A 24,285-nucleotide genomic window follows, 5' to 3' on the forward strand; every position below is an offset into this window, starting at 1 on the left:
GTACGTAATGCACCGCAGAGTCGCTCTGCTTTCCCTCGTCACCCTCACGGCCGGGAGCTTCCTGCTCCCGGCCGGGGCGGCGCAGGCCGCGGCGGGCCCCAAGCCCGCGGCCAAGGCCGCCGCAGACAGCAAGTCCGAGCAGCGCGAGGTCCTGTCCTACTGGACCCCGCAGAAGATGGAGGACGCGCAGCCGCTCACTCCCCCCGCGCCCAAGGCCAACGCCAAGCACGGCCCCGGCACCCCCGGCGAGCCCACCACGGGCAACCCCTGGGGCGTCCCGCCCACCGGCACCCCCCAGCAGCAGGCCCAGGCCAGCGGCGGCGCCCCGTGGACCCGCGGCGGCGCCGTCGTGCGGACCACCGGCCGGGTCTTCTTCACCTACCAGGGCCGCAACGCCTCCTGCTCGGGTTCGGCCGTGACCAGCGCCAACGAGAGCGTCGTCATCACCGCCGGGCACTGCGTCAAGATGGGGGGCGCCTTCCACACCAACTGGGTCTTCGTGCCCGGCTACAACGCCGGACAGCGGCCCCACGGCACCTGGCCGGCCACCAAGCTGCTCACCACACCGCAGTGGAACGCCCGCGAGGACATCAACTTCGACATGGCCGCGGCGGTCGTCGCGCCCCTGTCGGGCAAGACCCTGACGGACGTGGTGGGCGGGCAGGGCGTCTCCTTCAACCAGGGCCGGAGGGTGCAGATGCACGCGTTCGGCTACCCGGCGGCGGCGCCGTACGACGGGTCGAGGCTGATCTACTGCGCCGGGCGGACCTTCGACGACTTCCTGCTCTCCCGCGACCACGGCCTGACATGTAACATGACCGGTGGTTCGAGCGGCGGTCCATGGTTCCAGAGTTTCAACGAGAGTTCCGGGCTGGGCACGCTCAACTCCGTCAACAGCTTCAAATACAACTTCGCCCCCAACTGGATGTTCGGCCCATATTTCGGGGCAGAGGTCCAGGCCGTCTACAACTCCGCCCAGAGCACCGACGCCCTCTGACGCATTTACCGAAAGTAGTCACAAGAACACCCGTCGTAGTGCACACTCGGGGTTCATGACCCTGAGCACCCCCCTGCTTGCGGCGGCACCGCTCGTCGCGGGGCTGGTGGGACCGGCACTCATCGGCGCGACGGCGCTCGCGCCCGCCCTGCAGCCAGCCGACCGCCCGTCCGTCACCAGCGTCGAGCGCGCGGCACCCCGCGCCGAGGTCGTCGAGCACGTCGCCGCCCGCACCCCCGCGGACCAGCGGCGCGTGCTCGGCTACTGGACGCCTCGGCGGATGGCCGGAGCCCTGCCGATCGACCTGCTCGGCATCGTCGGGAAGAACGGCGGGCTGCTCAGCGGGCTGTCGAGCGAGTCCGGCGTCGGCACGGCACCCGAGGTGGCCGGGGGCACGGCCAAGATCGTCACCCGTGAGCTGCCCGGCAGGGCGGCGGTCCCCGGACCGGCGGGCGGCGCGACTCCCCGGCACCAGTCGGCCAGGCCCCAGGCCACGACCTCCGGCTCCCGCTGGGTGACCGGCGGCCTGGTGTCCAAGACCACCGGCCGGGTCTTCCTCACCGTGGGCGGCGTCGACTTCGTGTGCTCCGCCGGCACCGTCAGGAGCGCCAACCGCGACGTCGTCGTCACGGCCGGCCACTGCGTGAAGGACGGGGCCGGGGAATGGGCGGACAACTGGACGTTCGTCCCCGGGTACCAGGAGGGTGGGGGCCAGCCGTACGGGGCGTACACGGCCAGGCGGATGTTCGTCGCCGGCCCGTGGTCCCGCAGCGGCGACGACAGCTACGACGTGGGCATGGTCGCCCTGAACACCTCGCGGGGCAGGCACGTGGCCGACGTGGTCGGCACCCAGGAGATCGCCTTCAACGGCGGCAGAGGCGGCCAGGCCTACGGCTTCGGCTACCCGGCCGACCCCCCGTACGACGGCGAGCGCCTGTTCTACTGCGCCGGCCGCCTGCGCAACGACCCCTACGGCCAGACCCGCGACCAGGGCCTGGGCTGCGACATGACGGCGGGCTCAAGCGGCGGCCCGTGGCTGACCCGCTTCGACGCGGCCACCGGCAAGGGCACGGTGACCTCGGTCAGCAGCTTCAAGTACTCCGACGACCAGGGCACCATGTACGGTCCCTACTTCGGCGACTCGGCCCGGGCCCTGTTCACCACCGCCCAGAACGCCTGACGGCCTCGCCCGGCTAGGCGTGCTGGCGGCGCACCATTTCGGCGATCCAGACGGGCGCGAACGGGGACGTGCAACCCGGGGCGGTCGGGTAGTCCTTGAGCACCTCCAGGCGTTCGCCGATGCCGACGGCGCGGGCGCGGTGTTCCGCGTGCTCGATTCCGATCTGCGCCAGGCAGTGGTTCATCGCCCACTGCAGGCGATCCGGGGCGCCCTTCATCTCCGCCTCGATGACGTCGAGCAGGTCCGCCAGGTCGAGGACGCCCGGCTGCTTGGCCACCCGTTCGGTGGTCAGTGCCCAGCCCGCGCTCGCCACGACCGGATCCGGATCGGCGAACCAGGCCACGCGCAGCTCTTCGGCGTGCGGGTTCTTCTTCACCACGTAGTTCACGAGCCAGTCGTGCACCTTGGGCGTGCCGGCCTCGCGCACCATGGCGTCCAGTTCGTCACGCTCGAACGCCTTCGGGCGGCAGATCAGCAGCGCGAGCAGCCGCGCCGCGGTGTCGCCCGTCTTCCACAGCTCGCGTGCCAGTTCGTGCTGTGTCTTCAACCGCTTGGCGACCGCGCGCAACTTGGTGAGGTTCACGCCGTGGTCGTCACCGTGTCGCTCGTTCACCTCGCGGATCTTCGGGTCCTCGAGTGCGGCCAGCTCGGCCATCACCTCGGCCACCGTGGTCTCGGCCACCCCAACCTCCTGTCCCTGACGTGCGGGACTCAGCCTACGCGCCGGCGCAGCCCCTCGACCAAGAGCGCGACCAGGCGGCGGGCGTCGTAGCGGGGGTCGGTCTCGGCGCCGACGCAGAGGTTTCCGATGCCACGCATGAGCTGGTACGCGTCGAGGTCGGACCGGATCTCGCCGGAGGCGGCGGCGGCTTCGAGAAGCTGGGCGCACACCGGCAGGAGGCGGTCGAGGAAGTAGGCGTGCAGGGTTTCGAAGCCGGTGCCGTCGTTCCGCATCGCGGCGGCGAGGCCGTGCTTGGTCACCAGGAAGTCCACGAAGAGGCCGACCCAGCTTTCGAGGGCGGCGTGCGGGGTCGGGCTGGATGCCAGCAGGGCCGGGCCGGCTTCGGCGCAGGCGTCGACCTGGTGCCGGTACACGGCGATGACGAGGTCCGCCCGGGTGGGGAAATGGCGGTAGATCGTGCCGATTCCCACCCCAGCCTTGGCCGCGATGTCGCGCACCGGTGCTTCCACTCCCGCGGTGACGAAGACCGCGGCGGCCGCGTCCAGCAGGGCCTGCTGGTTGCGGCGGGCGTCCTTGCGCTTGGACCCGGTCGCGCTGTCGTTCACGGCGGACTCCTTCCAGAGGCACTTGCAAAGCGGAACCGTGTTCCGTATCGTTAGCGGAGCAGCGTTCCGTTTCGCTCATGATGGCAGATCAGAGGCCTTCCGGCCAACCCCAAGGGAGAGCACTTCCATGTCCCACCCGAACACCACGGTGGTATCCGCGCACCCGGTCGTCCTGCCCGTCCCCGGCCGCGGCGAGGACCTGCGGGTCCGCGTCTCGGCCCCCGCCACCGGCAGCGGCCTGCCCGTCATCGTCTTCTCGCACGGCTTCGGCTCGTCGATGAACGGCTACGCCCCGCTGGCCGACCACTGGGCCGCCGGCGGCTTCGTCGTCCTGCAGCCCACCCACCTCGACTCCAGAACGCTCGGGCTCGCGGCCGACGACCCCAGGACGCCGGACATCTGGCGCATCCGCATCCACGACCTGACCCGCGTCCTGGACGGGCTCGACATCCTCGAAGCCTCCGTGCCGGGTCTCGGCGGCCGCGTCGACCGCGACAGCGTCGCCGTGGCCGGACACTCCTGGGGAGCGCAGACGGCGAGCACGCTCCTGGGCGCGCGCGTCCTGGACTCCGCCGGCGTCCCCGGCGAGGACCTGTCCGACCCCCGGGTCAAGGCGGGAGTACTGCTCGCGCTGACCGGCCTGGGCGACGACCTGGTCCCGTTCGCCGCCGAGCACTTCCCCTTCATGAGGCCGTCCTTCGCCGGCATGACCGCACCGGCCCTCATCGTCGCCGGCGACAACGACCAGTCCCACCTGTCCACCCGCGGACCGGACTGGTTCGTCGACCCCTTCCTCCACAGCCCGGCGGACAAGAGCCTCCTCACGCTGTTCGGAGCGGAGCACTCGCTCGGCGGCATCGCCGGCTACGAGGCGGCCGAGACGACCGACGAGAACCCCGCACGCGTCGCGCTGATCCAGCGGCTCACCACGGCCTTCCTCCGCAGCGCACTCCACCCGGAGGACACCGCGTGGAAGGAGGCGGCCACCGCCCTGGAGCAGGACCCCAACCCGCTGGGTGCGCTGCGGAGCAAGTAGCGGACCTCTCACCACCGGAGCAACAGGTGGATGAGAGACCAGGCGGCGAAGCCGAAGAAGACCAGCGCCACCAGCCGGCCGATCGTGGGGGCCGCCCTGCCGTACGCGTGCCGCAACGCGGGAAGGCCGGAGATCCACGACAGCAGCGCGCCCGAGGCCAGGCAGCCGAGGAGACCGGCGGCGAGGAAGAGCGGGATCGTGGCCACGGTGAGCAGTTCGATGCGGTCGCCGAGCACCGCGGTGAAGACGGCGAGGGTCACCGGGTAGCTCTTGGGGTTGGTGATGCCGAAGGCGGCGCCCTGCAGCATCGCCCGCCCGCCGGTGAAGGCCGCCGCCCGCTGCGGGGCGCTCGCTGAGGTCAGGGCCCGGATGCCCAGGTAGATCAGGTAGAGGGCGCTGGCCACGGTCAGGGCGGCGAAGAAGACGGGCGAGATCAGCCGCACCCATCGCAGCGCCACCAGTGCCAGCGCCGACCACACCAGGTCGCCGGCCAGGTGTCCCAGCACGAAGACGAAGCTGGAGCGGCGGCCGCCACTGGCCCCGAGGTGAAGCACCATCAGCACGCCCGGCCCGGGGGTCAGGACGACGAGGGCGCAGGACAGGACAGTGGCGGCCAGCAGCGAGAGCACTAGAACGATCCGAGGGTGGCCTGGGTGATGCGGCCGGAGCCGGTGACGGTGCCGACCCGTTCCGCGTAGGAGCGGATGGAGTGGGTGGCGTCGATGAGCTCGTCCCAGGTCGAGTGGCTGAAGATCTTGCACCAGTCCTTGGAGACCTCATCGAAGTCCACGATGTCGCTCGTGCCGTACTTGTCGGGCATGAGGTCGAGCAGTTCCTCGTCGTAGATCTCGAAACCCCGCTCCTTGGCGACCTGCCTGGCGAGGTCGGGGTTCATCATCCATTTGCCGGTCAGGGCGCCGAAGTCGGGATAGAGCGGCTGGGCTTCCAGCGAGGCCATCATCCCGTTGTCGATCAGCCAGCGCCCGAACCGGACCGTGTTCTCCAGGCTTTCCTCGTTCTCGCCGGGTCCGCCCAGGACCAGCGAGCCGTGGATCAGGATTCCGGCGTCCTGGAACAGGTGGCAGGCCCGCTGGTTGTTCTCCAGGCTGTCGCGCGGGCCCTTGAGTACCTTGAGCATTCTGGTGTCGCCCGCCTCCAGGCCCATGTTCACCCGGTAGACGCCGAGCTTCCGGTAGAGCTCGACCAGGCGCGGGGTGGTCTCGGCGGCCTGCGTGTACACGAAGAACTTCGGGTCGCCGATGTCGTCCGGCTTGGCGTCGACCACGGCCTTGATCCAGCGCGGTGAGCTGCTCATGCTGTCGAACGCCTCGTAGAAGATCGAGGCCGAGATCTGCTCCTGAGCGGTGCGCACGTCGTTCCAGAACATCTCAGGGGAGGAGAAGCGCAGGCTCAGGTCCATGATGCCGCAGAAATGGCAGGGCGCCTTCACCCGTGCGCAACCCCGGGCGCGGTTCATGGTGGTGACGCCGGTGACCTCCTCGTCGTCGTGGAACCCGCCGTACCGGTTCAGGTAGTTGTCCAGATAGCGCTCCCAGTTGTTGTCCGGCATCAACGTGCGGTCGGGCACGGGGATGGCGTCCAGGATCATGGTCTTGAACGCCCCTCCGCCGCCCTTGATCACGTCAGGGGGAATCTCCGGCAGGCGGTTGTGGGCGAGCCCGTCGGGCGTGCGGTAGAGGAGTTCGGGCACGGAGTCGATCGGGCGCTCCCCCTTCACCGCGCCCACCAGGGCGGACAGGGCGAACTCTCCGACGTCGGCCGCGCACACGTAGTCCACGACCTCGCGGTGCTTCAGGATCCGCTCGGCCATGGCCGTGGCCTGGTCGTTGCCGAAGACCGTGACGGCCCCGGCGTTCTTGCCGAGTTCGGCCAGCCGCAGCGCGTTGCCGTAGGACGTGGCCAGCACGCCCACGCCGAGGATGTCGGGGTCGAGGTCCCTGACGAGTTGTTCGATCTCCGCCATGGGCGTGATCTGGCCGTCGACGGCGATCACGTCCAGGTCGGGGTGATCGCGTCGCAGCACGGTCGCCAGTGAGACGACGCCGAGAGCGGGGAACGTGCCGTCGTTCGCGATCGAGGAGACATCAGCGTCGCTGCCGGCATTGACGAGCAGGACACTCTGTACCTTCTTGGTCATCGAGTACCTCTCAGCGGGTTCCAGGCCGACGTGCCGGTCCAGCCAGTACGGGCAGGCAACCCCGCGGGCACACACATCGAGGCCGGACCGTTTCACACGGTCAACGGCTTCCCCCAGGCCAGAGCGCGCGGCTGTCCGACCACGACGGCTCCATGCGCTCACTGTCGCCCACGATCGCGGGCAGGCTCAATGCTCCGGACAGATAGAGTTGACAGCAGTCATCCGCTATTGACATCCCTTATGCCCTAGGTGTATTAGCGGGAATGCAGGCGCAGGATCCGGCTCATCAGCCGCTGTCCGGCGATCGATCCGCGCGAGACCTCGTCGACCACCTCGCTCACCTGGTTGTCCGCCAGCGTGGCCATGTCCCCGGCGATCGCCCTGGTGACGGCCTCGGTGATCACGTGGTCGCTGAGGTAGTGCACGTACTCGGCCAGTGCCAGGTAGGAGCGGGCGCGGCCGTCCCCGTTCGGGCCGCGCAGGACCAGAATCTCCAGGATCTCGCGCAGCAGCGACTTGCCACCGTTCCAGGACAGGGCGGCGCCGAGCACGGGTTCCAGCGCGTGCAGGAAGAGCGTCTCGTGCGGCAGGAACGAGAACAGCACACCCTGGCGGGCCCGCAGGTACGCGCCGCTGTCGGGCGGGGCGATCCAGGAGGTGTCCATCGGGGTGAGGTCCCAGGTGGATCCGGTGTCCAGGGCGAGCTCCAGGTCGGCGGCCCCGCCGACGGACGTGGCCCGCACCACCCTGATCAGGCTGTCCCACTCCTCGTTGGCCAGCTGGGAACGCCACAGCAGCGCGAAGCGCCGCCACTCGGTGAGGGGGTCCTCGTGGCCGGGCCGTACCCGGGACCAGAGGAGGCGGGCGGGGTCGCAGGCGAGGGCGACCTTCAGCAGGTTGGCCGTGTAGTAGGCGTTGCGGCGGGCGGGTCCGGCGGTCCAGGGGCGGTAGGCCGGGTGGGCGAGCTGGTCGCGCAGGTCGGCCAGCGCGAACAGGCGGGTGGCCAGCCCCCGCCAGGCCGGGTCGGCGGACTCGCGCAGAAACGAGATCACGGGCGGCCTCGTGGAGAGCGTCGACCAGGACAGCAACGTGCCGAGCATGCCGTCGCTGACCTCCTCCACGACCAGGCGCGACTCCTGGACCAGCATGTCGTCCAGGAGCCTGCCGATCAGCCGGGCGATCAGGAACTCGCCGAACGTGGCGTGGAGAAACTCGTAGGTCTGCAGGATCTCGCCGCCGTCGCGGGTGGCCTGGGCCTGGTGGACGAAGAAGAAGCGGCCGAACGCCTGCTCACCGGCGGTCAGCGGGGTGGCCAGCGAGGTGGGCCGGCGGGCGGACAGGCGCAGCGCCTCCAGGTCGGCGTCCACCTCGGCGGCGGTCGCCCACTGACGGCCCCGGTTGAACATCGCGAACGCGACGATGCCCAGCAGCAGCAGTTCCTTCTCGACCAGGGCCGGGATCCGCTCACGCGGGTGACTCTTCTCCAGTTCCCGCTCGGCGAAGGCGCGCATGAGGCGCTCGTAGAGCTCGGCCTCGCCGATGCGGTCGGCGAGGTTCCTGCGCAGGGCGTTGCCGTAGGCGTCGTAGAGGGCCAGCATGAGCAGGAGCAGCGGCTGCTCGGCCAGGTTCCGCTGCGCGCGGGCGACCTCCATCGACAGCGGCCGCAGTCCCGCCCCGTCGAAGTAGGCGGCGTTGGCGTGGTTCCACACCTCCAGCCACTGCTCGATCTCCTCCAGGTCGAACGGCTCCAGCCGGGTCACCAGCGAGCCCTCGGGGTAGTCGACGCGGTCGGCCACCGCCGTACGGGAGGTCACGATCACCGCGACGGCGCGTCCCGCGTCGAGCTCGCGCTGCTGGAAGCGGGCCACCTTGGCCAGGTAGTCGGACTGCCGCACGCCGGTGGCCTGCAGGAGTTCGTCGAAGCCGTCGAGTATCACGACGGGCAGCGCGCCGTCGGCCGCCCTCGCCAGGTCGGGCCAGTGCAGCCGCTCGCCGCTGAGCTGGTAGACGGCCTGTTCGATCTGTTCCTGGACGTCCGCGCCGGCCGCCACGTCGCGCAGCGGCACCCGGACGGGCACGAAGTCGGCGGGCAGGCGGGCGGCGAGCACCTTGGTCAGCACCGACTTGCCCGCCCCCGGCTGGCCCAGGACCATGAGCGGCGTCCTGCCCGCCTCCGGCGAGGTGAGGTAGCCGGCGAGGAAGCGCGGCAGGCCGTCGCGCACCTCACGCTCGCTCCACCACGCCTCCTGGCTGGGGTCTTCCGCGCGCTCCGGCCGGCCCGAGCGGAAGCGCGGGGTGACGTAGGCGTCGCCCAGGCTGGGCAGCGCCAGCCCGGCGGGCACGTCTCCGGTCTCGGCGACCGGGCGGCGCAGCGCCGCCTGGTGCAGTCTGCCCAGCGCCGCCAGCCGGGCGTCCTGCGCGCGGGCCGGGGCCAGGCCGTCGAGCAGCCGTTCCAGGTCGGCCAGCCGCGCCCGGGTGGCCTGGTGCTCGACCATCGCCGACCAGAACCCGAACTCCGGCACGTCCATGGCCAGCCGGCGGTAGCCGTCCTCGTACCTGCGGATGGCCGCCGTGGCGAGCGAGCTGTCGAAGACCCACTCCCGCTGGTGCTCCTGCAGCCGTTCCCAGAGGCTCAGCCCTTCGGCGAAGCTCCGCAGCGCGCCGCGCAGCCGCTCGTACCGCACGAGGATGACGCTCTTGGCCTCCTCGAACGGCAGTTGCGGCGAGGGGCAGACCGGGCTGCCCAGATCTACCCCGCGCAGCAGCGTGACCTGCTCCGTCTTGCTCATCCGCAGTTCACGGGCGCTGAACGGCAGTTCGATCCCGTCCAGCGCCTCGAAGAACGCGGTGAGCACCAGGATGGTGTGCGCGGCTTCGATGCGGTCCGTACGGCCGCGCCACTCCTTGCCCGCCCGCCAGTCGCGCCACCGCCCGAGAAGGTCGTTGCCGACCCGGATCAGCTCGCCCTTGGCGTCGATCAGGTCCCAGAGCCCCAGAGTGGCGGCCCCGAGAACCGTGTCGAGCGCCCGGACCGCAGGGTCGTCGCCGCCCAGTAACCGCACGGCGTCGGCATACCGGTACTCCCTCGCCATGCCGCCGATTATTGCGGGATTTAGAGGGTCAGCCCCGTCAGAACCATCACCTTCTCGTAGGTGTAGTCCTCCATCGCCGAGTGCAGGCCCTCGCGGCCGATGCCCGAGTCCTTCACCCCGCCGTACGGCATCTGGTCGGCCCGGTAGGAGGGGACGTCGCCGATGATGACGCCTCCGACCTCCAGCTCCCGGTTGGCCCGGAAGGCGGCGTCCAGCGACCGGGTGAACACGCCGGCCTGCAGGCCGTACTTGGAGTCGTTGACCAGCGCGTACGCCTCGTCGATCGAGGCGGCCCGCTGCAGGATCATGACCGGGCCGAAGACCTCCTCGACGTTGACCTTGGCGTCGTGCGGGACGTCGGCCAGCACCGTCGGCGTGACCGTGGCGCCGTCGCGGGTGCCGCCGGCCAGCAGCCGGGCGCCGCTCGTGACGGCCTCCCGGACCCACTGCTCGACGCGCTCGGCGGCGGCCAGTGAGACCAGCGGGCCCACCTGGGTCTTCTCGTCGGCCGGGTCACCGGTGACCAGGTCGCCGACGGCGGGCAGGAGGCGCTCGACGAAGGCGTCGTACACGGGCTGCTCGACGATCACCCGCTGGACGGCGATGCAGCTCTGGCCGGCCTGGTAGTTGGAGAACAGGGCGATGCGCCGGGCGGCCCAGTCGAGGTCGGCGTCGGCCAGCACGACGGCGGCCGCGTTGCCGCCCAGCTCCAGCGTGACGTGCTTGCGCGGGATCTGGTCGGCGATGGAGTAGCCGACCGGGGCGGAGCCGGTGAACGACACCACGGGCAGGCGCGGGTCGTCGACCAGGGACGAGGCGCGCTCGTTCTCGATGGGGAGCACGGAGAACATGCCCGCCGGCAGGTCGGTCTCGGCCAGGATGTCGCCGAGCACGAGCGAGGACAGCGGAGTGGCGGGGGCGGGCTTGACGATGACCGGCGCGCCGACCGCGATGGCGGGGGCGACCTTGTGGGCGACGAGGTTCAGCGGGAAGTTGAACGGCGTGATCGCCAGCACGGGCCCCTTGGGCACGCGCGTGACGTAGGCGAGCCGGCCGGCGGCGGCGGGTTCGGTGTCGAGCCGCTGCGTCGTGCCGGACCAGCGGCGGGTCTCCTCGGCGGCGAAGCGGAAGGTGGCGACGGCCCGGCTGACCTCGCCGCGGGCCCACATGATCGGCTTGCCGTTCTCCGACATGATCAGATGGGCGATCTCGTCGGCCCGCTCGGCCAGGCGGCGCGAGACATGGGCCAGGGCTTCCGCGCGCACGTGGACGGGCAGCGCGGCGGCCTGCCCGGCCACCGCGGCGGCGGCCGCCACGGCCTCCTCGACCTGCGCGGCGGTCGGCACCGAATATCGCCCGACCTCGCGACCGTCGTGGGGATTGGTCACGGTGAGCTCGGCGTCCCCGGTGGCGGGGCGCCCTGCGAGCCAGAAGGTACGCACGTCCATACCCATGACGTTATGCCACCGGGAAGATCGGAGACTTACACCGGGGTGCACAAGACCACCTCCGGCCTCCGCCGTTACGTACAACCCCCGGCACCGCCGGATCACCGCCTCGACGTGGAGCTCCGGGCGAAGTCCGGCCGGCGTCGCCCGAGTCTCGGAGAGTGCCCTGGGTAAGATCTCTAATCCCACGTCCGGGTAAGGCCTGCTCCCTGATCGACGCCCCGGGCTTGGCGTCACTGTTGCCACGTGGCCCTCATGTTTACCCGCTGTGTAACAGAAGTAGTACTAAATCGGGATGTTTACCGTGTGGAGCGGTTTGAACGATCGCCGCCATGGCTAAGTCATCGTGTGCGGGTCTCCAGCGCGGCGGGCCCCCGAGCTAGAAAGGCGTGGGCCCCGTGACCGAGCAGCATGCTTCGGCTCCGCTCGGGCTTCAGGGTGCCTACCTTCTGGGCGAGCGGGCCGGGCAGGACGAGCTGCGTTCGCGCCTGCTCGACGTGGCCGTCGCCCTGCTCGACAGCGACGGCCCGGAAAGCCTGAACATGCGCAGGATCGCCACCGAGGCGGGCTGCACCACCACCGTCATCTACACGATGTTCGGCAACCGGGAGGGCCTGGCCGAGGCGCTTTACCTGGAGGGGTTCGAACGCTTCCGCCGCTTTCTGGACGCGGTGCCGCACCGGCGCGATCCCTTCGAATACCTCACCGCGCTCGGCCCCGCCTACCGCCAGGCGTGTCATGCCGAGCCCGGCTACTACTCGCTGATGTTCGAGCGTGCCATCCCCGGCTTCGAGCCCAGCGAACGCGCCCGTACGCTGGCCCGCGCGGCGCTCAACATCCTCGACCGGGTGATCTCCGACTGCATCGCCCAGGGCTACCTCGTCCCGACCCAGCCCAGGAAGATCGCCGACGCGCTGTGGGCCGCCGCCCAGGGCGCCATCAGCCTGGAGCGGGCGGGTCACCTACGCGACGGCCGCACCTACGAAGCGGTCACCACGGCCACCATCTGCTGCTACCTGGTCAACAAGTAGCTTCCAGGGCGATCCAGAGCTCCGCGCGCACCCCCGGGTCGTCCAGGTCGCGGCCGAGGAGTTCGGCGACGCGTTTCATCCGGTAGCGCAGGGTGTGGCGGTGGATGCCCAGGCGCTGGGCGGCCGCGTCCCAGTGGCCGTTGCTGGCCAGGTAGGCGCGCAAAGACGCGATGAGGTCGGCGCGGGAGCCGTACTGGCTGAGGGGGGCGAGCAGCGCGGCCGAGAACGCCTGGGCGGCGGCGGGATCCAGCAGGGCGAGCAGCCCTTGCCCGGCCAGGTCGGCGAAGCGGACCGGCGCGCCCGTGCTGGCCTGCAGCGCGCGCCGCGCCTGGTCGAGCCCGCCGCGCAGGTCCCGGTACGGGCCCGGCCCGCTGACCCCCACTCTCCCGGACACCGGGCCGGCCGCCTGCGCCGTGACCACCGCGACCGCGGCGCCGTCGTGGAGGGCCGTGAAGCCGTGGGGTTCGAGGAGGTCCAGGGCGTCGGGAGCGGCGGCGAGGACCACGACCGGCTCGTCCGGCAGGTGGGCGCCGATCGGAGCGAGCACCGCGCGCGCCGCACCCTCCAGCCCCGCCAGCAGCAGTTCCAGTACGGCGCCGCGCACCCGCCGCTCAGCCTCCCGATGCGCGCCCCCTTGCTCGACGGCCAGCGTCAGCAGGGAGCCGGCCGCGTTGATCACGGTATGCGTGACCGGGGAGAACGCCTGCCCGGTCCCCACGGCGAAGAACCCGCGCGGCCTGGCCCCGCCGCCAAGCGGCTGCACGACCACCTGCCCGTCGGGTCCTGACATGGCCACACTCGCCGGAAACCGCCCGCCCCTGCGCCGGAGCGCCGACTCCACCTGGTCCGTCCGTGTCCCGGCGGTGGCGTGCAAGATCTCCCCCGTCTCGGACACCAGAGCCGCCCACCCGCCCACCTCCTTGGCCAGGCGGTCGATCACCGCGTGCATGCCCTCGGGCCGGAGCGCCGCCCGGGTCAGGCGCCCCTGGGCGGCGAAGGCACGGGTGATCTCCTCGTACTGCTCGGCGGCCAGCAGTTCGCTGACGACCTTGCCGATGGCGATGAACGGCGTCTCGCGGGGCACCTCCAGCAGCGGCAGCCCGGCGGCGGCAGCGGCGGCCACCAGCTCGGCCGGAACCTCGTCGTGGGTCAGCCCGACACCGAACCCCAGTCCCGCGACGCCCCGCGTCACGAGCCGCCCGACATATCCGGGAAAGTCGCCTGCGCCACTCAGCCGCATCCCCGTGGTGAGCACCAGCTCGGCGCCCTCCAGAAACGGTGTGGGGTCCTCGAGTTCGCTGACCGCGACCCACCGCACGTCCGAGTCCAGCGACCCGGCCAGGGGCCGAAGGCCCATCCGTCGCACCACGGTTCCCAGAGAAGGCGGCATTTTGTCCAGTCCGGCAGATTAAGACCCCTCAAGTGTGACATATCGACGTATCGGCGCAGGTCATCACCCGCCGTACCGTCAAGAGCATGAGCATTCCGCAGGAGCGTCGTCTCGTCACCGCCATCCCGGGGCCGAAGTCCCAGGAACTGCTGGCCCGCAAGCAGGCCGCCGTGCCCCCCGGCATCGGCACCACACTGCCCGTCTTCGTGACGCGCGCGGGCGGGGGCGTGGTCGAGGACGCCGACGGCAATTCGCTCATCGACTTCGGCTCCGGCATCGCCGTGACCAGCGTCGGCAACGCCGCTCCGCGCGTGGTCGAGCGGGTGAGCAAGCAGGTGGCCGACTTCACCCACACCTGTTTCATGGTCACGCCGTACGAGTCGTACGTGGAGGTCTGCGAGAAGCTCAACCAGATCACCCCGGGCGAGCACGACAAGCGCACGTTCCTGGTCAACTCCGGCGCCGAGGCCGTCGAGAACGCCATCAAGGTCGCCCGCCACGCCACCGGCCGCCAGGCCGTCGTGGTGTTCGACCACGGCTACCACGGCCGCACCCTGCTGACGATGACCCTGACGGCCAAGAACATGCCGTACAAGCAGGGCTTCGGCCCCTACGCGCCCGAGGTGTACCGGGTGCCGCTGGCCTATCCGTTCCGCTGGCCCGGCGAGAACCCGGCCGACGAGGCGTACGCCCAGGCCGTGGACATGATCGAGAAGCAGGTGGGCGCGCGGAACGTGGCCGCCGTGGTCATCGAGCCGATCGCCGGAGAGGGCGGCTTCATCGAGCCCGCCAAGGGCTTCCTGCCGAGGATCGCGGAGTACTGCCGCGCCAACGGCATCGTCTTCGTGGCCGACGAGGTGCAGACGGGCTTCGCGCGTACCGGGGACATGTTCGCCTGCGAGGACGAGGGCGTGGTCCCCGACATCATCTGCACCGCCAAGGGCATCGCGGGCGGCCTGCCGCTCGCCGGGGTCACCGGCCGCGCCGAGCTCATGGACAAGGTGCACGTGGGCGGCCTCGGCGGCACGTACGGCGGCAACCCGCTGGCCTGCGAGGCGGCGCTCGCCGTGCTGGAGACCATCGAGCAGGACGACCTGGTCGCCAAGGCCCGCCGGATCGGCGAGGTCATGCTCCCCCGCCTCAGGGCGCTGCAGGAGCGCTTCCCGATCATCGGCGACGTCCGCGGACGCGGCGCCATGATCGCCATCGAACTGGTCGAGCCCGGGACGAAGAACCCGAACCCGGCCGCCGTCCAGGAGATCGTCAAGCGCTGCCACGCCGAGGGCCTGATCATCCTCACGGCCGGAACCTACGGCAACGTGCTGCGTTTCCTGCCGCCGCTGGTCATGCCCGAGCACCTGCTGGAGGAGGGCCTCGGCATCCTGGAAAAGGCGTTCTCCTAGAAGAACCCCCACAGAACGGGCCATCCACCTTGATGGGGATGGCCCTGTTTTGTTGGTGTACCGCACGCCAACCGGCAGTGATTTCACCTGAGCTTGACGCTGCACTAGCCGATCGGCGGCGCGACCGGGGCTATAACGGATCCGGTATAGGGGTGGGCGAACGCCTGGGGGAGAGTGATGGACTGGGGTTCGATGCTGACGTTCGACCCTGACGGCCTGAGCTGGGCCCAGCGTGACGGGGACGCCTGCGTGGTCTGCCACAAGAGGTGGCCGCGTCCCCGGGTGCGGGTGGGCCGCTTCCCCGACGACACCGCTGTGCTGGCCTGCCACGACTGCGCGGAGGCGCTGCGGCCCGCGCCGCTGGCCACCGTGGTGGCCTTCCGGGCCCGATGAGGCCTCAGGCCGCCTGACGCATCCCCCACGGCGAGCCGTACTCCGTGAGCAGGTCGAGGAACGGCACCGCGTCGAACGCCTCGGGACCGAGCACACCCGTCCCCTTCCAGGCCCCGGCGGCCAGCAGTTCCAGCGCGACGACCGGGTGGATGGCGGTCTGCCAGACGACGGCCTGCGAGCCGTACTCGCGCATCGACCACTCGTTGTCCACCACGTGGTACAGGTAGACCTCGCGCGGCGCGCCGTCCTTGCCCGTGCCCTTCACCCACGTCCCCGCGCAGGTCTTGCCGCGCATGCGCGAGCCCAGCGTGGCCGGGTCGGGCAGGCTCGCGGCCACGAGGTCGCGCGGCGCGACCTCGGCCGTGCCCACCTTCACCTTGTCGGCGCTGTCGAGCCCCAGCTTGTGCAGGGTCTTGAGGACGCCGATGAACTCCTCGCCGAGCCCGTACTTGAACGTCACCCGCCGGGCGTCGATCCAGCGCGGCACGAGCAGCACCTCTTCGTGCTCGACGTTGACGCATTCGACCGGCCCGATCCCCTCGGGGAAGTCGAACACCTCCGGCTCGCTGAACGGCTCGGTCGTGCGCCACTCGCCGTCCTCCCAGACGACGGGCGGATTGAGGCACTCCTCGATCGTGGTCCAGATCGAGAACGTCGGCGCGAAGTCGTAGCCGTCCACGACCAGGTTGGAGCCGTCACGCACGCCGATCTCGTCGATGCGCGCGAACAGGTGGTCGGCGGCGTAGCGGGCGAACACGTCGGCCAGCCCCGGCTCCACCCCCATCCCGACCAGCGCGAGCTGCCCGCCCTCACGCCAGCGCGGGTCGAGCTCGAACTGCCGGTCGCCGAGCTTCACCCCCGTCTTCGTGTACGGCTCGCGCGGATGCGGCTGCGACAGCGACATCGCCATGTCGAGGTAGTGCGCCCCGGCCTCCAGCGCCGCCTCGAACAGCGGCATGGTGAAGCGCGGATCGACGGCGTTGAACAGCACGTCACAGTCGTGGGCGCGCAGCGCCTCGGCGACCTGCGCCCGGTCGGCGGCGTCGAGCTGGATGGCGCTGAACCGGGGGTCGTCGACCTGGGCGACCGCTCGCGCGGCCCGGTCCTGTTTGGAGTCGGCCACCACGATGTGTTGGAAGAAATCTCGGCGGGCCGCGATGGGCACGACGGCGGATCCGACGCCTCCGGCGCCGACAAGGAGGATTCTCATGCCCGAACTCTTTCACTGACTGGCCATTCAGTCAATTCCAGGGCCAAAGGGGAGGCGTCCCGGGTCGGGGGGAACGCCCGGGACGCCTCAGGCAGGCGATGCCCAGCGGGGGGACGGGCACGCCCGCAGCATGTGCGAGCGGGCCCCCGAATTCACCCGCTCAGCTCACAAGATCGGTCCACCTGTCTTCCCAGGTGTCGTAGTCAGTGCATTCCCGCTCCTGCGGACGGCAATCCCCCGGTGGCCGAACGGCAAAGGCGATCCGGTCGAGCCGCGACTTCTTGCCCACCCCGTACGCCTCGCAGACCCGCCTGGCCTTCCCCTTGCACGCCTTGTCGTTGGCCGGGGCCAGCCCTGCCCACGCCGCCGCGGCGCGCTGCGTATCGGCCGAAGCCGTCCAGCTCAGCCACCGGTAGGCACAGTCGAGATTCGCCCCGGACGCGCCCAGCATCCACGAGTCCACCCACCCCGTGCTCCGCGCGGACGGCACCGTCTTCACCGGCTTGCCCGCCGTCTGCAACAGCAGCCGCAGGTACGGCGTGGCCTGCGCGAAGTCCAGCCGCCCCGTCGCGAACCCGGTCACCACGTCCAGCGGATCGTCCCAGTAGACGCGCTCGTCCTGCCGCCCGAGCATCTCCATCGCCTTGTCCAGCTCGGCCTCGGTTAGCGAGAACGGGCCGCCGGACTTCCCGGCCGCCAGCGCCGCGTCCGCGATCGTCAGCGGGTCGTCCCTGAGCGCCGCCTTGGGCGAGGCGAAGACCTGGTCCATGGCGGGCGCCTTGATCCGGCTCGCGTCGTAGAGGTACTCGTGGGCGCCCCACAGGTACGGCACGCCGTAGACCTTGCCGCCGGAGGTGGTGAGGTCGCGCAGCGACTTGCCCAGCTCGGCGTACCCGTCGACCTTGGCCAGTTCGATCGGCAGCACCTGCTTGTCCGCGATGAGGCTCCCGGCCAGCCCGGGACCGGCCGAGACCACGTCGTAGGCACGTTCCCTGAGCCGGGTGGCCATCTCCCCGGGGGTCTGGACCTGGTCGAGCCGGGCGATGCGGCAGCCGGTGGCCTTCTCGAAGGTGCCGGTCCAGTTGACCTTGGGGCTCGTGCCACCGTACTCGGCGTAGCCACGGTAGGTGAGGATCTGGAGCGTGCCGTCGCTCTGGGTGGGAGTGGGCGTCGGCTTCGCGGTGGTGGGGGTGGGTTTGGGGGTGGGGCTCGCCTGCGCGGCACCTGCCGAGGACACCACCACGGCCAGCGCCGCCAGCGCCAGGGCGGGTGTGCGGCGGTTCAACAGGATGCCCCCTTCTCGTTGCGGTCTGCGCTGGAGTTTACCCGGGCGGACCGCAACGGGAGGGTGTCACCTGTTCGTCGGGAAGCCCAGGTTGACGCCACCGTGGGACGGGTCGAGCCAGCGCGAGGTGACGACCTTGCCGCGGGTGTAGAAGTGCACGCCCTCGGTGCCGTGCACGTGCGTGTCGCCGAACAGCGACGACTTCCAGCCGCCGAAGCTGTAGAACGCCATCGGCACCGGGATCGGCACGTTGATGCCGACCATGCCGACCTCCACCTCGTTCTGGAAGCGCCGTGCCGCGCCGCCGTCGTTGGTGAAGACGGCGGTGCCGTTGCCGAACTCGAGCCCGTTGATCAGCTCAAGCCCCTCCTCGTAGGAGGACACGCGCACGATCGACAGCACCGGGCCGAAGATCTCCTCGGTGTGGACCCGCGAGCCTGCGGGGACGTTGTCGAGCACGGTCGGGCCGAGCCAGAATCCGGGCGTCTCGGCCGCCGGCGTGCCGCCGAGCACCTCCGTCCGCCGCCCGTCCACGACCAGCGTGGCGCCTTCGGAGACACCGAGGTCCAGGTAGGAGGCGACCTTGTCGCGGTGCGGACCCGTCACCAGCGGGCCCATCTCCGAGCGCGGGTCGTCGCCGGGGCCGATCACGAGCTTGTCCACCCGCTCGACGATCTTCTTGACCAGGTCGTCGCCGACGGGGTCCACGGCCAGCACGACCGAGATCGCCATGCAGCGCTCGCCGGCCGAGCCGAACCCGGCCGAGACCGCCGAGTCGGCCACCAGGTCGAGGTCGGCGTCGGGCAGCACCAGCATGTGGTTCTTGGCCCCGCCCAGCGCCTGGACGCGCTTGCCGTGCGCGGTGCCGGTCTCGTAGACGTAGCGGGCGATCGGCGTGGAGCCGACGAACGAGACCGCCTTCACGTCCGGGTGCTCCAGCAGCCGGTCGACGGCGGCCTTGTCACCCTGCACGACGTTGAAGACGCCGTCGGGCAGGCCGGCCTCCTTCCACAGCCGCGCCATCAGCAGCGAGGCCGACGGGTCCTTCTCCGACGGCTTGAGGATGAAGGCGTTCCCGCACGCGATCGCGATCGGGTACATCCACATCGGCACCATCGCCGGGAAGTTGAACGGCGTGATCCCCGCCACGACGCCGAGCGGCTGCCGGATGGAGTAGGAGTCGACCCGCGTCGAGACACCCTCGGAGAAGCCGCCCTTGAGCAGGTGCGGGATGCCACAGGCGAACTCCACGACCTCGAGTCCGCGCGACACCTCGCCGAGCGCGTCGGAGTGCACCTTGCCGTGCTCGGCGGAGATGAGCGCCGCGATCTCGTCGCGGTGGGCGTACATCAGCTCGCGGAAGCGGAACAGCACCTGCGACCGCTTGACCAGCGAGGAGTCACGCCAGGCCGGGAAGGCGGCGAGGGCCGCGGCGACCGCCGCGTCCACGTCGGCTGCCCCGGCCATCGCGACGGTCCCGCTGACCTCGCCGGTCGCCGGGTTGTAGATCTCCTGCGTACGGCTGCCGCCGTCGGCGAGCGCGCCGTTGATCCAGTGCTTAACGGACTTCATCGTTGATGGTCTCCAGAGCGTCGACGATGATGCCCAGGCCTTCGGCGGCCTCGTCCATCGTCAGGGTGAGCGGCGGGGCCATGCGGATGGCGGTGCCGTACAGGCCGCCCTTGCCCGCGAGCAGGCCCGCCTGCTTGGTGAGCTCCATGAAGCGGCCGGTCATCGCGGGCTCGGCCAGCTCGATGGCGAACATCAGGCCCTTGCCGCGCACGCCGGTGACGATCGGCAGGCGCTCGGCGGCCGCGCGCAGGCCGTCGATGATGTGCGCTCCGGTGCGGGCGGCGTTGGCCTGCAGGTCGTGGTCGAGTACGTAGTCGAGGGTGGCGTTGGCGGCGGCCATGGAGATCGGGTTGCCGCCGAAAGTGGACAGGCCGACCGCGTGCAGGCCGTCCATGAGGTCGCCGCGGGCGACGAGGCCGCCGACCGCGAAGCCGTTGCCGAGACCCTTGGCGAACGTCATCATGTCGGGCGTCACGCCGTGGTTCTGGATGCCGAAGAACGCGCTGCCGGTACGGCCCCAGCCGGTCTGGACCTCGTCGGAGATGAGCAGGATGCCCTCCTCGTCCAGCACCTCCTTGTAGGCGGCGAACAGCCCGTCGGGCGCCATCGTGAAGCCGCCGACGCCCTGGATCGGCTCGGCGATCAGCGCGGCGACGTCCTTGGAGACGCCGGTGGCCAGCACGTGGCGCAGGTCCTCGACGCACACCTTGATGTAGTCGGCGTCCGACAGGCCCTTGAACTGCGACAGATGCCGGTCGGCGCCGTGCAGGAAGTGCACGTTGAGCGGTGAGAGCGAGTTGTTCTTCCAGGTGCGGTTGCTGGTGACGCTGACCGCGCCGAAGCTGCGGCCGTGGTAGCTCTGGCGCATGGCCAGGACCTGGTCGCTCTTGCGGGCGTAGGTGGCCAGCAGGAGGGCGGTCTCGTTGGCCTCGGTGCCGGAGTTGGTGAAGAAGACCTTCGCGTCGGGGATGCCGGAGAGCCGGGCGATCTTCTCGGCCAGCTCGACCTGGCCGCGCAGCAGGTAGACGGTGCTCGTGTGGACGACACCGGTGGCCAGTTGCCGCTCGACGGCCTCGCGTACCTCGGGGACGTCGTATCCGATCATGTTGGTCAGGATGCCGACGAAGAAGTCCAGGTAGCTCTTACCGTCGCTGTCGACGACGCGGCTGCCCTTGCCGCTGACGATCTCGATGGGCTCGTGGTAATTGAGGGCCAACCAGTTGGGCATCACTGCCCGGTGGCGCGCGAGAAGCTCCGACATGTTCCGAGTATCGCCGCATTCCGGAGCACCTTACACCTGCAACATGTCGGAGTGCGGGCCGGATGCCTTACATGTCGTAACCCTGCGGAAGCCAGGACAGAAGGGCCCTTCGCGAGGCACGCTTGAGGTCCCCGCCCTGCGAGGGTTCGATGATCATACGACTGACCGTCCGCGACCCCGAACTGACCGCCGAGCACGACCTCGAAGTGGTGGCCGAGCCGGGCACGAAACTCTCCACGCTGCTCGGCGCGCTGCCGCCGCGCCCCTGCTACGCCGGTACCGCCAAGCTCGATCCCGAGGCCACCTTCGCCGGCGGGCCGCTGGTGTCCGGAATGGTGGTCGGCGTGGGCGAGCCGGCCCGCGACGAGCGGGCCAGACCGGCCGGGGCCACCGGCGGTCTGCGGGTGGTCGGCGGCCCCGACGCCGGACGGCTCGTCTGGCTGGCTCCCGGCGCCCACATCGTGGGCAGGGACCGCGACGCCGCCGTCCGCCTCGTGCGCGACCATCGGGTCTCCCGGCTCCACGTCCGCCTTGAGGTGGGCGTGACCGGCGAGCTCACCGTCACCGACCTCGGCTCCATGAACGGAACTCTGGCCGGTGGCGAGCGGGTGAGCGGCACGGCCCGGTTGCGGCCGGGGGAAGTTCTCCAGGTGGGCGACGACCTGCTGCGCTGGGTGCCGTTGCCGGCCGCCCGGCCGCATGCCGTACGCGGGGCCGACGGCACGATCGCCTTCGACCGCGCGCTCGCGCGCCGGGAGCAGGGGACGGCGTCCGATCATGTTCCCGATGAGCTGGACCTGACCCTGGCCGCGCTGCGGGAGGGCCCGGGGCTGTGGTCGCGCGACGCCGCCTCCCCCGACGGTCTCACGCTGCGGGTGGGGGTCGCGGGTGAGCCCGCCGTACCGGCTGCCGTGGATCTGCGGGAGGCCGGCGTGCTCGGCGTCGTGGGGCCGCGCCCGCCGGCCGACGGGCTGGTGCGCTGGCTGCTGGTGCAGCTCGCCACCCTGCGGGCCCCCGCCGAGCTGCGGCTGGTGATCCTGGCCGAGGAGGGCGGCGAGCATCTGGCCTGGACGCGCTGGCTGCCGCACCTGTGGGGCGGTGAGCGGGTGCCGTGCCTGATCGGTACCACCGAGGAGACGCGGGCCGAGCGTGTGGCCGAGCTCCTGGCGCTGATCGTCGATCCGCCGGAGGGCGAGGAGGTGGTCGTCCTGCTGGACGGCGCGCGCTCGCTGCGGGAGCTGCCCGGTATGCGCGAGGTGCTGCGCGAGGGCCCCGCCGCCGGCGTGTACACGATCTGCGCCGACCGCCGCGGCATGAGCGAGTGCCGGGCCATCTGCGAGCTCGACGGCACCGACCTGCTGCTCACCCGGCCCGGGGACGGCCTGCCCGCGCCGATCCGGCCCGAGTACCTGGACGCTGAGGTGGCCGAGCGCATCGCCCGCGCGCTGGCGCCGCTGCGCGACCGCGCCGAGCCCGACGCGCCCGCGCGGCTGCTGGACCTGCTCGGCATGGAGACGCCCGCCGTGCGCTGGCAGGACGCGCCGGTGACCAAGGTGGTGGTCGGCGCGTCGGTGGCCGGGACCGTCAGCGTGGACGTCGCCGCCGAGCCCCGCCTGCGCCTGGGCGGGGCCGGCCCGGACCTCGCGCGCGCCCTCGTCGCCGCGCTGCTCCTGGCCAACCCGCCGGACGCGCTCGCCCTCGTCCTGGTCGGCGAGAGCCTGCGCCCGTTCGCGCCGTGCCCGCACGTGACCGGGTGGTTCCCTGCCTGGGAGCCGCGCATGAGCACGGCCCTGACGGCCGAGGCGCAGCGGCGCACCGCGCTCCTGGCCGCGCACGCCGACCCGCCGCCCCGCCTGGTGGTGATCGCCGAGGAGGAGCACGCGCCGCCGCGGCCGGTGGAATCCGCCCAGCTCGGCATGCACCTGGTGCTGGTCACCGCGCTCACCTCCCGCAGCCGCGGCCTCGGCATGATCATGCGCACGGGCGGCGAGCCGCACCTGTTCAGGACCGGCGGGCTCGGCGACCCCCCGCCCGCGTGGGGCGCTCCGGCCCGCGTGCGCGTGGTGTCGTGGGCGGAGCTCGGCGACCCCCGCCCCGCCGATCCGCCCGCCGACATGCCCACCGATCTGGAGTCCACCGTCGCGGCGATCCTCGGCGCGGCCGAGCGCCGCGGAACCGGGCCGCCGTTCCGCCCCATCCCGCCGCCGCTCCCCGAGGTCCTCCACGATCCGGTACGGCTACCGCACGGGCCGGCCCCTCCCCCCTCGATGGGGCAAACCCCGGTGGTGCCCTACGGCCTGGCCGACGACCCCGCCCGCCAGGCCCAGCCCGTGGCCGCGTTCGACCTGCGCGGCACGGACCGGCTGCTGGTCGCGGGCCGCACCGGATCCGGCCGTACCACCTTCGCCCGCACGCTCATCAGCGCCCTGACCCGGCACCCTGCCTGGATCTACGCGATCGAGGACAAGCCCGGCGAGCTGGCCGCCTACACCGCCCACTGCGGCGCCGTCGTCTCCCGCGACGAGCCGGACCGGATCCGCCGCGTCATCACCTGGCTCGCGGGCGAGGCCGAGCGCCGCCTGGCCGCCGGGCCGGGCGATCCGGTGATCGTCCTGGTGGTCGACGGCTGGGAGCGTTTCGAGCGGCCCGACGCGCGATCGCTGATGAGGATCCTGCGCCGTCTGGTCACCAGGGGCCCGGCGGCCGGCATCCACACGGTCGCCGCGGGCCGGCGCGACAACGTGCTGTTCTCCCGCCGGCTGCTGCTCGGGCACGGGCCGCCGGGCAGGGCGGCGGACGCGGCCACCGGCCAGGTGGTGCAGATAGCCCTCCCGGCGCGGCCGCGCACGCCGTTGACGGCCGCGCGGCCGTTCCCGCCGATGCCGGACAGCGTGGAGCCGGGTGAGCTCGGCCTGGTCACGGGGCTCGCGATCGGCATGGGCGGCCGGGACGTGACCACGATCGGCCTGGACCCGCTCGGCGCCGGGCCGCACGCCGTCCTGGTGTCCGGTCCGCCGGGCTCCGGCCGCAGCGGCGCCGCGCTTTTGCTGGCCGGGGCCCTGCTGAAGCGGGGCGTGGACGTCCTGGTGATCGCCCCGCCGGGCTCGCCCGTCGCGGCGCTGGCCGGAGCGCGCGTCCTGGCCGGTACGGACTTCGCCGACGCGGAGTTGCGCGCGGCGGTGGCGGGGCGGCAGCGGTTCGCCGTGGTGGTGGACGACTTCGACCAGGTGACCGTCACCCCCGCCGACCGGCCCACACTCCTCGACGAGGCCGCGTCCAGCCTCGGGGCGCACGTCCTGGTCCTGGCGGGAGACGCCACGCCGATCCTGGAGGGACGGCCGCACCCGCTGGCGCCGGTCGTGACCGAGGTGTTCAGGTCCGGCGCCCGCATCGTGCTGAACCCCCGCGACCGGGCCGCCGCGCTCATCCACGGGCTCGTGCTGGAGAACGACGAGCACGTGCCGGGCCCGCCGGGGCGCGGCTACCTGTCGGTGTCCGGGCGGACCGTGCTGGTTCAGCTCGCGCGGGGGTCGAGCGCGTAG

At 71.5% G+C, this 24,285-nt stretch carries 18 protein-coding genes; 7 read left to right on the forward strand and 11 right to left on the reverse strand.

Going from position 1 to position 24,285, the window contains the following annotated elements:
- Positions 1 to 7: 7 nt before the first annotated feature.
- Both ACIBKY_RS20770 and ACIBKY_RS20775 read left to right on the forward strand, forming a co-directional pair.
- On the forward strand, positions 8 to 997 hold the full coding sequence (locus ACIBKY_RS20770) for a peptidase (protein ID WP_397098361.1): 990 nt from the start codon (positions 8 to 10) through the stop codon (positions 995 to 997).
- Between the two features lie 55 nt (positions 998 to 1,052).
- Positions 1,053 to 2,177 carry a trypsin-like serine peptidase gene (locus ACIBKY_RS20775; RefSeq protein WP_397098363.1) on the forward strand — a complete coding sequence of 375 codons (1,125 nt, stop codon included), beginning with the start codon at positions 1,053 to 1,055 and terminating at the stop codon, positions 2,175 to 2,177.
- Positions 2,178 to 2,190: 13 nt separating this feature from the next.
- Here the strand turns inward: ACIBKY_RS20775 and ACIBKY_RS20780 are convergent, their stop codons facing one another.
- Together ACIBKY_RS20780 and ACIBKY_RS20785 are read right to left on the reverse strand one after the other, a co-directional pair.
- A complete protein-coding gene (locus tag ACIBKY_RS20780; protein WP_397098434.1) occupies positions 2,191 to 2,832 on the reverse strand; it encodes a DNA alkylation repair protein in 642 nt (213 codons plus the stop codon).
- A 56-nt stretch (positions 2,833 to 2,888) separates the two neighbouring features.
- Positions 2,889 to 3,464, reverse strand: coding sequence for a TetR/AcrR family transcriptional regulator (locus tag ACIBKY_RS20785; protein ID WP_397098364.1), 576 nt, complete (start codon positions 3,462 to 3,464; stop codon positions 2,889 to 2,891).
- A 127-nt stretch (positions 3,465 to 3,591) separates the two neighbouring features.
- Here ACIBKY_RS20785 and ACIBKY_RS20790 point away from each other — a divergent pair, with 127 nt between their 5' ends.
- Complete coding sequence (locus ACIBKY_RS20790; RefSeq protein ID WP_397098366.1) at positions 3,592 to 4,500, forward strand: alpha/beta hydrolase family protein; 909 nt, start codon at positions 3,592 to 3,594, stop codon at positions 4,498 to 4,500.
- A gap of 8 nt (positions 4,501 to 4,508) precedes the next feature.
- Here the strand turns inward: ACIBKY_RS20790 and ACIBKY_RS20795 are convergent, their stop codons facing one another.
- From ACIBKY_RS20795 to ACIBKY_RS20810, 4 genes are all read right to left on the reverse strand, one after another.
- Positions 4,509 to 5,129, reverse strand: coding sequence for a LysE family translocator (locus tag ACIBKY_RS20795; protein WP_397098367.1), 621 nt, complete (start codon positions 5,127 to 5,129; stop codon positions 4,509 to 4,511).
- Positions 5,129 to 6,658, reverse strand: coding sequence for a B12-binding domain-containing radical SAM protein (locus ACIBKY_RS20800; RefSeq protein WP_397098369.1), 1,530 nt, complete (start codon positions 6,656 to 6,658; stop codon positions 5,129 to 5,131). The genes ACIBKY_RS20795 and ACIBKY_RS20800 overlap by 1 nt, the downstream gene beginning before the upstream one ends.
- Positions 6,659 to 6,912: 254 nt before the next feature.
- Positions 6,913 to 9,750: an NACHT domain-containing protein gene (locus ACIBKY_RS20805; protein WP_397098371.1), complete on the reverse strand. Its 2,838-nt coding sequence runs from the start codon at positions 9,748 to 9,750 to the stop codon at positions 6,913 to 6,915.
- Between the two features lie 20 nt (positions 9,751 to 9,770).
- Positions 9,771 to 11,198 carry an aldehyde dehydrogenase family protein gene (locus ACIBKY_RS20810; RefSeq protein ID WP_397098373.1) on the reverse strand — a complete coding sequence of 476 codons (1,428 nt, stop codon included), beginning with the start codon at positions 11,196 to 11,198 and terminating at the stop codon, positions 9,771 to 9,773.
- Positions 11,199 to 11,596: 398 nt separating this feature from the next.
- Here ACIBKY_RS20810 and ACIBKY_RS20815 point away from each other — a divergent pair, with 398 nt between their 5' ends.
- On the forward strand, positions 11,597 to 12,229 hold the full coding sequence (locus ACIBKY_RS20815; RefSeq protein ID WP_397098375.1) for a TetR/AcrR family transcriptional regulator: 633 nt from the start codon (positions 11,597 to 11,599) through the stop codon (positions 12,227 to 12,229).
- Here the strand turns inward: ACIBKY_RS20815 and ACIBKY_RS20820 are convergent.
- Entirely contained in the window at positions 12,219 to 13,586 is a 1,368-nt protein-coding gene (locus ACIBKY_RS20820) for a PucR family transcriptional regulator ligand-binding domain-containing protein (RefSeq protein ID WP_397098377.1), read from the reverse strand. The genes ACIBKY_RS20815 and ACIBKY_RS20820 overlap by 11 nt on opposite strands.
- A gap of 119 nt (positions 13,587 to 13,705) precedes the next feature.
- On the opposite strand from ACIBKY_RS20820, the gene gabT reads away from it, so the two are divergent.
- A complete protein-coding gene (gene gabT, locus ACIBKY_RS20825) occupies positions 13,706 to 15,022 on the forward strand; it encodes a 4-aminobutyrate--2-oxoglutarate transaminase (protein WP_397098378.1) in 1,317 nt (438 codons plus the stop codon).
- A 177-nt stretch (positions 15,023 to 15,199) separates the two neighbouring features.
- A complete protein-coding gene (locus tag ACIBKY_RS20830) occupies positions 15,200 to 15,415 on the forward strand; it encodes a hypothetical protein (RefSeq protein ID WP_246509588.1) in 216 nt (71 codons plus the stop codon).
- Positions 15,416 to 15,419: 4 nt separating this feature from the next.
- Here ACIBKY_RS20830 and ACIBKY_RS20835 read toward each other — a convergent pair whose 3' ends face one another.
- The 4 genes from ACIBKY_RS20835 to ACIBKY_RS20850 all read right to left on the reverse strand — a co-directional run bounded on the left by ACIBKY_RS20835 (position 15,420) and on the right by ACIBKY_RS20850 (position 20,743).
- Positions 15,420 to 16,625 (reverse strand): saccharopine dehydrogenase family protein, encoded by a 1,206-nt coding sequence (locus ACIBKY_RS20835; RefSeq protein ID WP_397098380.1) that lies wholly within the window; start codon positions 16,623 to 16,625, stop codon positions 15,420 to 15,422.
- A gap of 160 nt (positions 16,626 to 16,785) precedes the next feature.
- Positions 16,786 to 17,910: an extracellular solute-binding protein gene (locus ACIBKY_RS20840; protein WP_397098382.1), complete on the reverse strand. Its 1,125-nt coding sequence runs from the start codon at positions 17,908 to 17,910 to the stop codon at positions 16,786 to 16,788.
- A gap of 66 nt (positions 17,911 to 17,976) precedes the next feature.
- Positions 17,977 to 19,482 (reverse strand): CoA-acylating methylmalonate-semialdehyde dehydrogenase, encoded by a 1,506-nt coding sequence (locus tag ACIBKY_RS20845; protein WP_397098384.1) that lies wholly within the window; start codon positions 19,480 to 19,482, stop codon positions 17,977 to 17,979.
- On the reverse strand, positions 19,469 to 20,743 hold the full coding sequence (locus ACIBKY_RS20850) for an aspartate aminotransferase family protein (RefSeq protein WP_379620486.1): 1,275 nt from the start codon (positions 20,741 to 20,743) through the stop codon (positions 19,469 to 19,471). Before ACIBKY_RS20850 ends, ACIBKY_RS20845 begins: the two co-directional genes overlap by 14 nt.
- A 149-nt stretch (positions 20,744 to 20,892) precedes the next feature.
- Here ACIBKY_RS20850 and ACIBKY_RS20855 point away from each other — a divergent pair, with 149 nt between their 5' ends.
- Positions 20,893 to 24,285 (forward strand): FtsK/SpoIIIE domain-containing protein, encoded by a 3,393-nt coding sequence (locus ACIBKY_RS20855; RefSeq protein WP_397098386.1) that lies wholly within the window; start codon positions 20,893 to 20,895, stop codon positions 24,283 to 24,285.

Source organism: Nonomuraea sp. NPDC050394 (assembly GCF_044459065.1).
Taxonomy (GTDB): Bacteria; Actinomycetota; Actinomycetes; order Streptosporangiales; family Streptosporangiaceae; genus Nonomuraea.